We start from the raw sequence: 13,876 nt of genomic DNA, 5'->3' as shown, positions 1-13,876 counted from the left end.
ACGAAGCGCGCAAGCGCCGTGTCGGCTATGAATTGTCGCTGGTGCTGCAGGGCATGTGGCCGGTCTCCTGCGTCAACCCGGCGGTGCTGCAGAACACACAGCTGAAGCGCTGGCAGCCGGTCGGCATGGACCGCGGCCCGAACAGCTAACAGTTCTCCCCCTCCCCGTTTGACAGCCCGCGGGGGAGAGGTCATCAAGCGTGCCGGGGCCGATCAGCCCGCCGGGACCACGACCACGCCCTTGTCCTTCGGCCAGCGCACACGCCAGGCAAAGGCGATGTCCCTGGCTTCGCCGGGCTTGGCCTCAAAAGTCCATTCCAGTACGCCGCGTTTGTCGTTGACGTTGCTTGCGGTCGGCGGGGTCGTGGCGGGCAGCATCTCGACCTGGATTTCGTCGTTTTCGCTGACCGGCACCTGGTCCTGAATCGCAACGCGGATCGGGAAATCATGAGCGTTGCGAACGCTGGTTTTGAACGACCGTTCGTCGGTTTTCGATGTCGTCACGATCAGGCCGGTCGAGCCTTCGCTGCGCTTGACCACGCTGCGTTCGATCTTGACCTTGTCGTCGGCGCCGAACCCGAGATGCACCGTCTCATCCTTGCTCGCCGCATCCATCTTGCCGCGGCCGACGAAGGCGCCGTCGCGATAAATCGCAACCTGCCCCGGCAATAGCGGCGCGTCCTCGGTCTGCTTGAAACTCGCTTCGAGGAACGCGGTGGGATCGATCACGGGCGCGGCGCGGATGGCAAGATCCGGCGCGATCTGGGCCGAGGAAATGCGCAGGCTCTTGGCGCCCTCGCTCGCACCGAGGCTGACGCGCCCGGGAATGTTGAAGGTCACCTGGAAGCCCGAGACATCGGCGGCGGCCTGCTGCTCGTCGGCGCGCTGCGCCGGCGCCGCCGACGGCATTGCCGCCGATGAGGGAGCCGCCGGAGCAAGCTCCATGTGCCGCGACCGCTTGTCCATCTCCACCGGGGAAAAAGCGTCCGCCTTTTTCGGCAGCGGCGGCGGCGGATATTGCGCAATCAGCGACCCCAGCTCGGGCGCGCTGCCGCCGCGCCCGACGCGAACCGTAGAGACGGCAAGCGCGACATTGATCCAGTCTTCGCCGGTCGACTGCGTGATCTCGGCGCGGCGCACCAGTTCCAGCGCAGCCTTGCGGTCCCTGCTTCCGCTATCGAGCCGCGCATCGTAGAGCGGCGTCCAGCTGGCATGGCTCACCGCATAGGTCACCCGCAGGGTGGCCCGGGTTGCCTCCGTGGACGCAAGTTCGATGCGGACCTCGAGCTTGCTTGGCGGCTTGGCGGCACGATCCTGCTGAAGCCGCGCGATCTCGCGTTCGATCTCGCGCTGCTTGCGCTCCGCATCGCGGATCACTGTGTCCGCGGCAGCGACTTCCTCGCCGACTGCCGAAAAGGCCGCGCGCCATTCGGCGAGCGGACGCGCCTCGCCCTTTTCGCCGAGACCGGCGGGCGAGGCATCGGCAAAACGCTCGGCGAATTTGCGCCTCGCGGTGGCGGATGCGATCGCCCCATCGAGATCGGCGCGCGCGTCTTTCAGCGCTTCGATCTTCTTGTCGAGCTCCGGCAGGTCCACCGGCGGTGCGGCCCGCGGCGGTCGTGCATCGATCGCGCCGATCGCGAGTTTTGTTCCGGCCTCTCCCTCCACGCGCAATGAGGACTTGTCCAAGGCAAGTGGAAAATCTTTCGCTACGACGGTGGTGTCGCCCGCGGGAAGGTCGAGCGTGACGACTCGCGTGATGCTCGCCCCGTCCGGGAAGACCGTGACCGCATCGATTGCTGAGGCCGTATTCAGGTCGGCCGCCTGGACCCGCGTCGCGGGCGACACCGCGGCGCCAAGCACCAGACACGTCGTGACAAGATAGTTTCCCATTCGCATAACAATGCTCCCAACTATGCGCGCACGATCGCCCGCACCCGCGCGACCGAACCCCGCCCCATCCAGACTGAGACGCTGGGACGAAGGATCAGGTTCGATCGAAATGTTGGAAAAGCAGTGCGACCGCGACATGCGATGCCAGTGACGCCGTGGGATCGCACTCGGATTCCGTTCATCTTCGTAAGCTACATGAACGGATGGCCCTGTTTCCTCTCCCGCTTCGGGGAGAGGAAAGGAAAATGATCGGCAGTTGGGCGCTTAGAACGCCAGCGCCTTGGCCTGCTTGACCTGCGGCAGGGCTTGCACCTTGGCGAGCACCTCAGCGGGCACGACGCCGTCGACTTCGACCAGCGCGATGGCGTCCCCACCCTGCTTGACCCGGCCGAGATGGAAGGTCGCGATATTGATCTTTGCATCACCCAACAGGCCCGCGAACTTGCCGATGAAGCCGGGCTTGTCCTCGTTGGTGACGTAGATCATCGACTTGCCGAATTCGGCATCGACACGGATGCCCTTGATGTCGACGAGGCGCGGCTTGCCGTCGTGATAGACGGTGCCCGACACCGAGCGCTCCTGCCGCTCGGTCGCCACAGTGACCGTGATCAAGCTTTCATAATCGCTTTGCGCCGCGCGCACGACCTCGTCGACCACCATGCCGCGCTCCTTGGCGACAACAGGCGCGGAGACGACGTTGACCTCGCCCAGCATCGGCCGCAGCAGGCCCGACAGCACCGCCGAGGTCAGCGCCTTGATCTTCATCTCCGCGACATGGCCCTCATAGGTGATCTGAACTTTCAGGATTCCGGTCTCGGTGAGCTGGCCGGCAAAGGAGCCGAGCTTTTCCGCGAGTTCGATGAATGGCTTCAGCTTCGGCGCCTCTTCCGCCGTGATCGAGGGAAAGTTGATGGCGTTGGAGATGGCGCCGGACAGCAGATAATCCGACATCTGCTCGGCGACCTGCAGCGCCACATTTTCCTGCGCCTCGGTGGTAGAGGCGCCGAGATGCGGGGTGCAGATCACGTTGGGATGGCCGAACAGCACGTTCTTGGTGGCCGGCTCCTCGACGAACACGTCGAAGGCCGCGCCGGCGACATGCTTGGCATTAAGCGCATCGAGCAGCGCCTGCTCGTCGACCAGGCCGCCGCGGGCGCAATTGATGAGGCGCACGCCCTTCTTCATCTTGGCGAGTGCTGTCGCGTCGATGATGTTCCGCGTCTTGTCGGTGAGCGGGGTATGCAGCGTGATGAAATCCGCACGCCTGAACAATTCGTCGAGCTCAACCTTCTCGACTCCGAGATCCCTTGCGCGCTCCGGCGACAGGAAGGGATCATAGCCGATCACCCTCATCTTCAGGCCTTGGGCACGATCGGCGACGATCGAGCCGATATTGCCGCAGCCGATCACGCCAAGCGTCTTGCCGGTGATCTCGACGCCCATGAAGCGGTTCTTCTCCCATTTGCCGGCTTGGGTCGAGGCGTCCGCCTGCGGAATCTCGCGCGCCAGTGCCAGCATCAGGGTGATGGCGTGCTCGGCGGTCGTGATCGAATTGCCGAACGGCGTGTTCATCACAATGATGCCCTTCGCGGTCGCGGCAGGAATCTCGACATTGTCGACGCCGATGCCGGCCCGGCCGATCACCTTCAGCCGCTTCGCCTTCTCAATGATCTTGGCGGTCGCTTTGGTGGCGGAACGGATCGCAAGCCCGTCATAATCGCCGATGATCTCGGCGAGCTTGTCCTTGTCCTTGCCGAGATTGGGCTGGAAATCGACCTCGACGCCGCGGTCCTTGAAGATCTGGACGGCGGCGGGCGACAGCGCATCGGAGATGAGAACCTTTGGTTTGGTCATTGTGAGTTCCTCCACCCTCCCTTGCACGGGGAGGGACGGCGCCAAGCGCCGGAGTGGGGGTGAAGTGATCATTGTGGACTAGATCGGACGCCGGACTGGAACGACGTTCGCTCCAGCCCGACACGCAGGATTGATCGACTCTCGCTCGAGGGAAGGCGAAGAGTTACGCAGCCTTCGGAAGTTGCGCCTTGGTCTCGACAAACGCCCAGTCGATCCACTGTGTCAGCAGTTCGATGTCCCTGGCCTCGACGGTCGCGCCGCACCAGATCCGCAGGCCCGCGGGCGCATCGCGGTAGTGCGCGAAGTCAAAGCCCGCGCCTTCCTTCTCCACGAGCGCCACCAGCTTCTTGCAGAAATCCGCCTGCGCGTCAGCGGACAGCGAGGTGATCGCGGGATCCGTGATCTTGAGGCACACCGACGTGTTCGAGCGGATCGCGGGATCGCTGGCGAGGAACTCGATCCACGGCGTCCTCGCCTTCCAGTCGGCGAGCACTTTTGTGTTGGCGTCGGCACGCGCGATCAGCGCCTTCAACCCGCCGATCGATTTGCCCCAGTTCAGCGCGTCGAGATAATCCTCGACGCACAGCATCGAGGGCGTGTTGATGGTCTCGCCGACGAAGATGCCTTCGTTGAGCTTGCCGCCCTTGGTCATGCGAAAAATCTTTGGCAGCGGCCAGGCTGGCTTGTAGGTCTCGAGCCGCTCGACGGCACGCGGCGAGAGAATCAGCATGCCGTGCGCGGCTTCGCCGCCCAGCGCCTTCTGCCAGGAGAACGTGACCACGTCGAGCTTCGACCAGTCGAGCGCCTGGGCAAAGGCTGCCGAGGTCGCGTCGCAGATCGTCAAGCCCTCGCGGGTCGCGCTGATCCAGTCGGCGTTGGGCACGCGCACGCCCGAGGTCGTGCCGTTCCAGGTGAAGACGATGTCGCTGTTCGGATCGACCTTGGCAAGGTCGGGGATTTCACCGTAAGCCGCGTTCAGCTTGGTGACGTCCTTGAGCTTCAATTCCTTGACGATGTCGCTGACCCAGCCTTCGCCGAAGGATTCCCAAGCCAGCGTCGTGACCGGGCGCGCACCAAGCAGCGACCACAGCGCCATTTCGACCGCGCCGGTGTCCGACGCCGGCACGATGCCGATGCGGTAATCGGTCGGGACGCCGAGCACTTCGCGCGTCAAATCGATCGCGAGCTTCAGCTTGGCCTTGCCGACCTTCGCGCGATGCGAGCGGCCGAGGGCTGCGTCTTTAAGATTTTGGGCATTCCAGCCGGGGCGCTTGGCGCAGGGGCCGGAGGAGAAATGCGGCACAATGGGCCGCCGAGCGGGCTTCGCCACAGTCATGATCTATCCTTCCAGATAGCAAGCCTCCCGTTGGGGGGAGGTGTCCCGCCGCGGTGCATAAGGGAATCGGCGCATCACGTCAAGACGCTTCCGCGGCCTTGCATGCGGACACGACCTCCGGACAAACACGTAAGCGTGCGTTCGGCACGATGCCTATTCCGGTGCAGCCCCGATCGGCGTGCCGCCGCCCGGGCGATGCAGATAGGTCATCGAGACGAAGGCGCCGATCCATGAGCCGATCGCCGCGAAGGCCACATAGACCCAGTTCTCGGTATAGCTGATCACCGCAAAGGACGAGAGCAGGTACCAGATGCTGCTCCATGTCGCCGCCGGGACGCGCTTTCGCGCCACCACCGCCGAGGTAAACATCACGTAAACGGCGTCGGTCGCGGCCGTCGCCACCACAACGGCGATCGCGGTCAGAGGATTGAGGGCCGACATGGCTGTTCTCCCTGCATTGCCGCGCAGGTCAGGTTCAGAACCGGATCGTCATCCCGACATGGCTGCGTTGGAAGCCGAGACGCGCGTAGAAGCGCTGCGCATCGACGCGGGTCTGATGCGTCAACAGTTCGACGAGCTTGCAATTCCTGGCTCGCGCCTCGCCGATCGCCCATTGCACGAGCTGTTCGCCGATGCCGCGACTGCGCCGGGCAGAGGCGACGCGCACGTCCTCGATCAGCGCGCGCGAGGCACCTTGCGAGCTGAGGCCCGGCAGGATGCAGAGCTGGAGGCAGCCGACGACGGTGCCTTGCTCTTCCGCGACGACGAGCGCGAGATTGGGGTCGCGATCGACCCGGTCGAACGCGTCGAAATACGATGCAGGCAACGGATCCTCGATCCGCTCGCGCGCGCGGCCGAGTGCATCATCCGCCAGCATGCCGACGATCGCGCCGACATCGTCGCGGCGGGCACGGCGAATGGAAATCGAAATCGTCATGATCTCTTCGTCCCGCTCAATGCGTCGGCGGCAGCCCAAGATGCGCTTCGACGTCGGTGATCCAACGCTGAACCGAGGGGTAGCGGCCGAGCTCAAAGCCGCCCTCATGCGCCAGGCGCGTATAGGCGAGCAGCGCAATATCCGCCAGCGAGAAGGTATCGACCAGGAATCGCGCGGCTTGCAGGCGACGCTCCATGTGATCGAGGGCAAGATAGCCACGCCGGACCTTCTCGGGATCGAGCTCGGAGCGATCCTTGCCGAGATATACGAGGTGAAAGCGGCACACGGCGACATAGGGCTCATGGCTGTACTGCTCCCAGAACAGCCACTCATCCATTTTGGCGGCGGCAAAGGCATCCTGCGGAATGAGATCGCTGTCACGTCCCAGATAGCGGATGATCGCGGCGGACTGCGCGAGCGCGCGGCCGCCGTCGAGCACGACCGTCGGCACCTGGCCCCAGGGATTGAACTCGAGGAATTCGGGGGTGCGGCTTTCCCCCTTCATGATGTCGATGTCGATCCAGGTGTAGGGAAGCGCGAGACGATCGCACACCCACTTCACCTTGAGGCAGTTGCCGGAATTGTTGTCGCCATAGATTTTCATTTGCCCGCTCCCGTTTGAGGCGAGCGACAGAGCAACAGGCACGGCCGCTTATGTCAACCGGCGTGCCTGGATGGCTTCGATTGCGGTTGGATCAGAACTTGTAGCCGAGACCGACGCGCACGGTATTGATGCTGGTGTCGATGGTCGACGTGAAGCGAACGTATTCCCACTCAGCCCGCATGAACAGGCAGGAGACGAGCATGACATCCATGCCGAGGCCCGCGGAATAGCCGTAGATCAGATGACTGTTCTGGGTGTCGGTCGCGCTGACGTCGAACGGCACGTTCTGGAAGCCGGGCGCGGCATTCACATTCACCTGGTTCCCGAAGATATGCGCGGTCCTGACGATATCCGCCTGCCCGAGCGCGACACCGCCGAACATGTAGGGTAGAAACGAACCGAACGCGTAGCCGGCGCGGGCGCGGATCGTCCCCATGTCCGAGATCGCCATTTTCGCCGTGCCCTGGTAGGTCACATCGTCGGTATAGCCGGAGCTCAGCGTGAAGAACCGCGTCATGCTGTCGGTCTGCGTGCCGCCGAATTTGCCGTGCATGTAGTTGAACTCGCCGCTGAGGACGACGTCATCCCACTGGCCGTTGTAACCGAAGAAGGCGCCAAAACCGTTGCCGTGCGCCGAGACCTTGCCCATGATCGGCCAGGTCGAAACCTGCTGCTCCGATTCCATTTCGAGGCCGCTCATCAGGTGAGCCGCGACCGTCTGCGTCGAACCTTTGAAGTTCATGTCGGAGGTGCCGTAGCCGGCCTGGCCGCCGACATAAAAGCCCGACCAATTCACCGTCGAGGTCGTCAGGCCTTCGGTGACGCTGCCGCGAAGAATGGGAAGGTCGGAGAGGTCGGCAGCCCGCGCTCCGGACACCGCTCCAAGCATCATCGCCGCCACCACAACTCCACGCATCGCAACGCTCCAATCGAACACGTTCCACTTCTGCGCCAATCATCGCCCGTTAACCTTAACCAATGGTTGTCGCGACGCCTTGATCGGCGGCTTCTTTCGATGCGTGCCGCGGAATCCGTGCGCGCAAACGAAAACGGCGCGGGAAACACCCGCGCCGTCAACGATGGTCAAGCGATCAGCGGCCCGCCTTTGGCTAGCCCTTGCGGATCAGGGGCGGCGGCGGCGCATAGACCGGCGTGTTGTCGAGATTCCAGCGGACGCCAAGCTTCAGATCGTGCGAGGTGATGTCGTGCATCGTCCACGGGAATTGCGCCGTGGTGGTGCCGGCGAAGTTCGAGTTCGTGCCGGTCGTCGCATCGCCGAGGTTCATGTAGCTGTAGCCGAGCTCGACCGTCGCGTTCGGGGTGACCTTGTAGCCGAGACCTGCGTGTACCGCCCAGGCGAAGTTCCACTTGCCCGCATCAGTGGCGTAGACGAAGCTCACGGGCCGCGCCACGCCAAAGGTGTTGCCGAAGCCATCGTCGCGGAAATCGTGAATGCGGTTGTAGGACGCGCCGACGCCCGCGCCGATATAGGGCGTGATGCACCACCAGGTGCCGAGATCGACATAGCCGTTGAGCATGACGACCGTCTCCGACTTCGCGCCGGTGTAGTTGTCGACCAACGCGGAACCGGCGAAGACATTGGTGAACTGCGAGCCGTGGAAGTTGGCGCGGCCGCGATACTGACCGGTGACGTCGGCCCGGAACCAGTTGTTGAACTGATAGCCGACACCGATGTCGAACAGCGGCGAGCTGTCGAAGCCGACGCCGGTCTGCGTGAAGAGCACGGCATTCGGATCGGGGTTGTTGAGCGACTTGATGCTCTGGTTGGTCATGCCGACGTCGCCGCGCAGATACCAGCCGCTGAATTCCTGCGGCGGCGGCGGTGCATAGGCCGGCGGCGGCATGATCGGCATGTCGGCAGCAAATGTGGCCGTCGACCACAGAGACAACGTTCCGGCAATCAATAAACAAACTCTACGCATTTGGCTTCGCCCTCTTTGCCCGTGATGCGGGCTTTTCGAAAGCCTCACATCGAAACCTCAGGCCGAACGATCTCATCAAATGCTTAAACGGCACTTAACCCTAATTATTAAGGTTGATTTTCTCTGAGCGTTCGCTGGATCGGATCAGACAAGAGCTGATTACCATTGCTAACAATGTGTTGACGATGCGTCAGCGTGCGTGGCGCGGCATCTTCGGCAGGAAGACCGCAAGCAAGCCGATCGCCGGCAGGAAGGCGCAGACCTGGTAGACGAAGGCGATCGAGGTGTGGTCGGCGAGCTTGCCGAGCACCGCGGCCCCCAAGCCGCCGATGCCGAAGGCCACGCCGAAGAACACGCCGGAGATCATGCCGAAGCGGTGCGGCACCAGCTCCTGCGCGAACACGATGATCGACGACGTCGTCGACGAGATGATGAGCCCGATGAAGACGGTAAGCACCGCGCTCATGACGAGGCCCGCATGGGGCAGCGCCAGCGTGAACGGCAGCGCGCCGAGGATCGAGAACCAGATGACGATCTTGCGGCCGAACCGGTCGCCCAGCGGACCGCCGAGGAAGGCGCCGACCGCATTGGCAGCGAGGAAGACGAACAGATAGGCCTGCGCAGCCTGGGTCGAGACGCCGAACTTGTCGATCAGATAGAAGATGTAATAGCTCGACAGGCTCGACACGTAGAGCTGCTTTGAGAACAGCAGGACGACCAGCACCGAGAGCGCGACCGTGACGCGGCGCGAACTCGGCGCATCCGGATGCGGCTCGATCCGCACCATCGTCCTGGTTGCGATCTGCGGCCTGTACCACATCCCGATCCGCCACAGGATGATGATGGCGAGGAAGGCGATTGACGAGAACCAGGCGATGCTGCCCTGCCCGAACGGCACGACGATCAAGGCCGCCAGCACCGGTCCCATCGAGGTGCCAAAGCTGCCGCCGAGCTGGAACACCGATTGCGCAAAACCGTAGCGGCCGCCGGAGGCGAGCCGGGCGATCCGCGCCGATTCCGGATGAAACACCGCAGACCCAAGGCCGACCAGCGCGGCCGCGATGAGGATCACCAGATATTGCTGCGCGACGCTGAGCAGCAACGGTCCGAAGAAGGTCGACGACATCCCGATCGCGAGCGAAAACGGCTGTGCCTTCTTGTCGGTGAAATGTCCGACCACCGGCTGCAGCAGCGAAGCGGTGAACTGGAAGGCCAGCGTGATCAGCCCGATCTGCGCAAAATCGAGCGCATAATTGTCCTTCAGGATCGGATAGACGGAGGCGATCAGCGACTGCATGGTGTCGTTGAGGAAATGCGAGACGCTGATGGCGGCGAGCACGATATAGGCAGGTCCCGTCACGCCGGCCGCGCGCGGCCCTACCTCCGGTGCGACGACCGGCGTGGCCAAGACCTCTTCCGAGACTGCGACGGGCTTGTTCAAGGATGCACTTCCGCAGGAATCGCTGACCGTGAAATCTGTCCTACGGGAGCTCTGCCGTCCTGACCACTGCGGCCAGCCGATGGCAGCGATGCACCTCGCCCTGCATGGCGGCTCGAGGTCGGCGCCTCACGCCGCCGCGGCCTGGCCGAGCGCCGAGACGATGTGATCGACCACCTCCTCGACCAGGATGCGGTCGTCGCCCTCGCCCATCACGCGGATCACGGGCTCGGTGCCGGAGGAGCGGACCAGCAGCCGGCCATGTCCGTTGAGCCGTTGCTCGCCGGTTTCGATCGCCGACTTTACCTCGGCATCGTCGAGTGGCTTGCCGCTGCGATAGCGCACGTTCTTCAAAATCTGCGGCAGCGGATCAAAACGGTGGCAGACCTCCGACACGGGCCGACGGAGCTTCTGCACGACCGCGAGCACCTGAAGCGCGGCGACAAAACCGTCGCCGGTGGTCGCATAGTCCGACAGGATGATATGGACCGACCGCCCGCCACCGAGATTGTAGCCATCGGCGAGCATGCGCTCGAGTACATAGCGGTCGCCGACCGGCGTGCGCACGAGGTCGAGGCCCTGCCCTTTCAGGTAACGCTCCAGGCCCAGATTCGACATCACGGTCGCGACGATGCCGGGCCGCTTCAGCCGTCCGTCTTCCTTGAAACTCTGCGCGATCACGGCGAGCAGCTGGTCGCCATCGACCAGATGGCCGCGCTCGTCGACCAGGATGACGCGATCAGCATCGCCATCGAGCGCAATCCCGATGTCGGCGCGCATCTCGCGCACCTTGCGGCACAGCGCCTCCGGCGCGGTCGAGCCGCATTCCTTGTTGATGTTGAAGCCGTCGGGATCGACGCCGATCGCGATCACATCGGCGCCGAGCTCCCACAGCGCTTCAGGCACCACCTTGTAGGCCGCGCCATTGGCGCAATCGACCACGACGCGCAGGCCATCGAGGGAGAGATCGCGCGGCAGCGTGCGTTTGGCGAATTCGATGTAGCGGTCGTGAACGCCGTCGATGCGGCGGGCGCGGCCGAGGCTTGCGCTCTGCGCCAGGCGCTTCTCCAGCGACTCATCGAGCAGCTGCTCGATCTGCCTCTCGACATCATCGGAGAGCTTGAAGCCCTGCGGGCCGAACAGTTTGATGCCGTTGTCCTCGAACAGATTATGCGAGGCGGAGATCATCACGCCGAGATCGGCGCGCATCGACTTGGTCAGCATGGCAACCGCCGGCGTCGGCATCGGGCCGACCAGCAGCACGTCCATGCCGACCGAGGTAAAGCCGGCCACCATCGCATATTCGATCATGTAGCCGGACAGCCGCGTATCCTTGCCGATCACGACCCGGTGGCGATGGTCGCCGCGCTGGAACACCAGGCCCGCGGCCTGGCCGACCTTGAGCGCGAGCTCCGGCGTAATCAGGCCGTTGGCGCGCCCACGAATCCCGTCCGTTCCAAAATAGTTGCGGCTCATGTCACCCCCAGCAAAGCCCCTTCAAGCGACGGACCAACCGGCGGCCCGCGTTGAACGTTCCTTCAACCGCCGCCTGTGCCGATTTCAACCTCGAATAGACCGGCGCGTCGGCTGTTATAATAGGATCACCGCTAACATGGCTTCAAAAAATATGATGAATCATTACCGCCGTCGCCTGCCATGCGGCACATAACCCTTTGTGATTACTCGTGTTTAAAACGGAGACCCGCGGTCAATCTTTGCGGTGGACCGCCTTGTCACCCTTCGATGGCGGTGGCTGGGTGAGGTTCGGCGGGTCGGATGCAGGAAAGCTCTCCTCCAGCCCCTGGTCGAGCGCCGAATCGACTTGGCGCTTCTTGTCGTCTTTCTCGTCCTTGGACTTGGAACCGGATCCGGCCATGCCAACCTCCTCAAAGGGGATGCGCCGGTTCCACCGCTTTGGGCGGCCGGCTCAATCGTGCTATCTGCACAACAACGACGACAACAGCCGTGAACGCGAGAAGGGTGGGAACCGTTCCATGAAGCACATCACCTGCATCGAGGACTTGCGCGCGCTGCACAAGCGCCGCGTGCCCCGGGCGTTTTTCGATTATGCCGACCGCGGCTCCTACGCGGAGGAGACGCTGCAGGCCAACAGCTCTGACCTCAAGAAGATCAGGTTCCGCCAGCGCATCCTGGTCGATGTCAGTAAGCGCGATCCTTCGACGACGATTTTGGGCGAGCCCGCGGCGCTCCCCCTGATCCTCGCCCCTGTGGGCCTTCTTGGCATGCAGCATGGCGACGGCGAGATTCACGCCTGCCGCGCCGCGCAGGCCGCCGGCATCCCGTTCACGCAGAGCACGATGTCGATCTGCTCGATCGAGGACATCGCGGCCAGTGTCGAAAAGCCGTTCTGGTTCCAGCTCTACGTGATGAAGGACCGCGGCTTCATCAAGTCGCTGATCGAGCGCGCCATTGCGGCCAAGTGCAGCGCGCTGGTTCTGACCGTCGACCTGCAGGTGATCGGCCAGCGCCACGCCGACATCAAGAACGGCATGACGGTGCCGCCGGAATGGTCGCTGGGAAAACTGATCGATTTCGCCACCAGGCCGGCCTGGGTTTCCGGCGTGCTGCAAGGCAAGCGCCGCACCTTCGGCAACCTAATGGGGCACCTCAAGGGCACCGATGACATCACCGCGCTGTCGACCTGGATCGGCACGCAGTTCGACACCTCGCTGAACTGGAAGGACGTCGACTGGATCCGCTCGATCTGGCCCGGCAAGCTGATCCTGAAGGGCATTTTGGACGTCGAGGACGCGGAGATCGCTGCGAAAACCGGCGCGCAGGCGATCGTGGTGTCCAATCACGGCGGACGGCAGCTCGACGGCGCGCCCTCCACGATCGCGGTGCTGCCCGAGATCGTCGACAGCGTCGGCTCCCACCTGGAGGTGATGTTCGACGGCGGCATCCGCTCCGGCCAGGACGTGATGCGCGCGCTCGCACTCGGCGCAAAATCCTGCATGATCGGCCGCGCCTATGCCTACGGCGTCGGCGCCGGCGGCCAAGCCGGCGTCGCCAAGGCGATCGACATCATCAAGAACGAGCTTTTGACGACCATGGGCCTGTGCGGCGTCAACACCATTGCGGAGATCGATGAAAAGGTGATCGCGGATTAGCAGGGTTGGCGGAGTGAGCATCCGCTCCCTCCGATGTCGTCGCCCGGCTTGTCCGGGCGACCCAGTATTCCAGAGGCGGCTGTGCTTGAGCCGATGGGCCGCGGCGTACTGGATCGTCCGGTCAAGCCGGACGATGGCGAAGAACATAACGGGGCATTTTCACCAGACGCGCTTGAGCGTTTCTCCGACATATTGCGCACGCGCTATTTTCGTCTGCCGATGACCACATGCGTGGCATCGGACGTCGCTACATGCTCGGTGCAGACATAACCGAGCGCAGAAAGATCCAGACCTTCGAACAGATGCTCGCCGGCGCCGAGCAGGATCGGCGCCATCGCAAGATGCATCTCATCGACCAGTCCTGCGCGCAGATATTGCCGCAGCGTGGCGACGCCGCCGCCGAGCCGCACGTCCTTTCCATTCGCTGCCTCGGCGGCGCGTCCAAGGATCTCGTGAACACTGCCGGTCACGAAGTGAAAGGTCGTGCCGCCCTCCATCATCAGCGGGGCGCGCGGATAATGGGTCAGCACGAACACCGGAACGTGATACGGCGGATTGTCGCCCCACCAGCCCTTCCAGCCATCGTCCGGCCACGGGCCGCGGCTCGGAGTGAACATGTTTCGCCCGAGAATCCAGGCGCCGATATTGTCGAACCCACGCGCGGCAAAAGCATCATCAGGGCCTGTTGTGCCACCCTCCTTGCCGAACATGGCCTGAAAGGTGCGGGTCGGAAACGCCCAT

Annotated in this window: 13 protein-coding genes and 1 pseudogene; 2 read left to right on the top strand and 12 right to left on the bottom strand. The window is 63.6% G+C overall.

All coding sequences use genetic code 11. The features are described 5' to 3' along the window. Positions 1-149, top strand: a pseudogene (locus JOZ76_RS38140) (C-terminal binding protein); the annotation flags it as partial. A gap of 63 nt (positions 150-212) precedes the next feature. Here JOZ76_RS38140 and JOZ76_RS05910 read toward each other — a convergent pair. From JOZ76_RS05910 to JOZ76_RS05860, 11 genes are all read right to left on the bottom strand, one after another. Next, on the bottom strand, positions 213-1,892 hold the full coding sequence (locus JOZ76_RS05910; RefSeq protein WP_441299987.1) for a mucoidy inhibitor MuiA family protein: 1,680 nt from the start codon (positions 1,890-1,892) through the stop codon (positions 213-215). Positions 1,893-2,156: 264 nt separating this feature from the next. Beyond that, on the bottom strand, positions 2,157-3,746 hold the full coding sequence (gene serA, locus JOZ76_RS05905; protein ID WP_291697690.1) for a phosphoglycerate dehydrogenase: 1,590 nt from the start codon (positions 3,744-3,746) through the stop codon (positions 2,157-2,159). A 163-nt stretch (positions 3,747-3,909) separates the two neighbouring features. Beyond that, positions 3,910-5,082: a phosphoserine transaminase gene (locus JOZ76_RS05900; protein WP_291697689.1), complete on the bottom strand. Its 1,173-nt coding sequence runs from the start codon at positions 5,080-5,082 to the stop codon at positions 3,910-3,912. A gap of 153 nt (positions 5,083-5,235) precedes the next feature. Beyond that, entirely contained in the window at positions 5,236-5,523 is a 288-nt protein-coding gene (locus tag JOZ76_RS05895; RefSeq protein ID WP_291697688.1) for a hypothetical protein, read from the bottom strand. Positions 5,524-5,557: 34 nt separating this feature from the next. After that, positions 5,558-6,019 (bottom strand): GNAT family N-acetyltransferase, encoded by a 462-nt coding sequence (locus JOZ76_RS05890; protein ID WP_441299986.1) that lies wholly within the window; start codon positions 6,017-6,019, stop codon positions 5,558-5,560. A 16-nt stretch (positions 6,020-6,035) separates the two neighbouring features. Continuing rightward, entirely contained in the window at positions 6,036-6,623 is a 588-nt protein-coding gene (locus tag JOZ76_RS05885) for a glutathione S-transferase family protein (RefSeq protein WP_291697687.1), read from the bottom strand. Between the two features lie 91 nt (positions 6,624-6,714). Continuing rightward, positions 6,715-7,539 carry an outer membrane protein gene (locus tag JOZ76_RS05880; RefSeq protein WP_291697686.1) on the bottom strand — a complete coding sequence of 275 codons (825 nt, stop codon included), beginning with the start codon at positions 7,537-7,539 and terminating at the stop codon, positions 6,715-6,717. A gap of 193 nt (positions 7,540-7,732) precedes the next feature. Next, complete coding sequence (locus JOZ76_RS05875) at positions 7,733-8,566, bottom strand: outer membrane protein (RefSeq protein ID WP_291697685.1); 834 nt, start codon at positions 8,564-8,566, stop codon at positions 7,733-7,735. Positions 8,567-8,756: 190 nt separating this feature from the next. Continuing rightward, the gene (locus JOZ76_RS05870) at positions 8,757-10,007 is read right to left on the bottom strand and encodes an MFS transporter (protein WP_291697684.1); all 1,251 of its coding nucleotides are present in this window, start codon (positions 10,005-10,007) and stop codon (positions 8,757-8,759) included. Positions 10,008-10,133: 126 nt separating this feature from the next. Further along, positions 10,134-11,480, bottom strand: coding sequence for a phosphoglucosamine mutase (glmM, locus tag JOZ76_RS05865; RefSeq protein ID WP_291697683.1), 1,347 nt, complete (start codon positions 11,478-11,480; stop codon positions 10,134-10,136). A 232-nt stretch (positions 11,481-11,712) separates the two neighbouring features. Then, complete coding sequence (locus tag JOZ76_RS05860) at positions 11,713-11,880, bottom strand: hypothetical protein (protein ID WP_291697682.1); 168 nt, start codon at positions 11,878-11,880, stop codon at positions 11,713-11,715. A 118-nt stretch (positions 11,881-11,998) separates the two neighbouring features. On the opposite strand from JOZ76_RS05860, the gene JOZ76_RS05855 reads away from it, so the two are divergent. Next, positions 11,999-13,135: an alpha-hydroxy acid oxidase gene (locus JOZ76_RS05855; protein ID WP_291697681.1), complete on the top strand. Its 1,137-nt coding sequence runs from the start codon at positions 11,999-12,001 to the stop codon at positions 13,133-13,135. Between the two features lie 203 nt (positions 13,136-13,338). Here the strand turns inward: JOZ76_RS05855 and JOZ76_RS05850 are convergent. Beyond that, positions 13,339-13,876 (bottom strand): dihydrofolate reductase family protein (locus tag JOZ76_RS05850; protein ID WP_291697680.1); only part of this gene is annotated, 538 nt, incomplete at its 5' end.

The organism is Bradyrhizobium sp. (assembly GCF_019244115.1).
In the GTDB taxonomy this organism is placed as follows: domain Bacteria; phylum Pseudomonadota; class Alphaproteobacteria; order Rhizobiales; family Xanthobacteraceae; genus Bradyrhizobium.
Note: the sequence above shows the minus strand (reverse complement) of the source record. Positions and strands in the feature narration are given on the sequence as shown.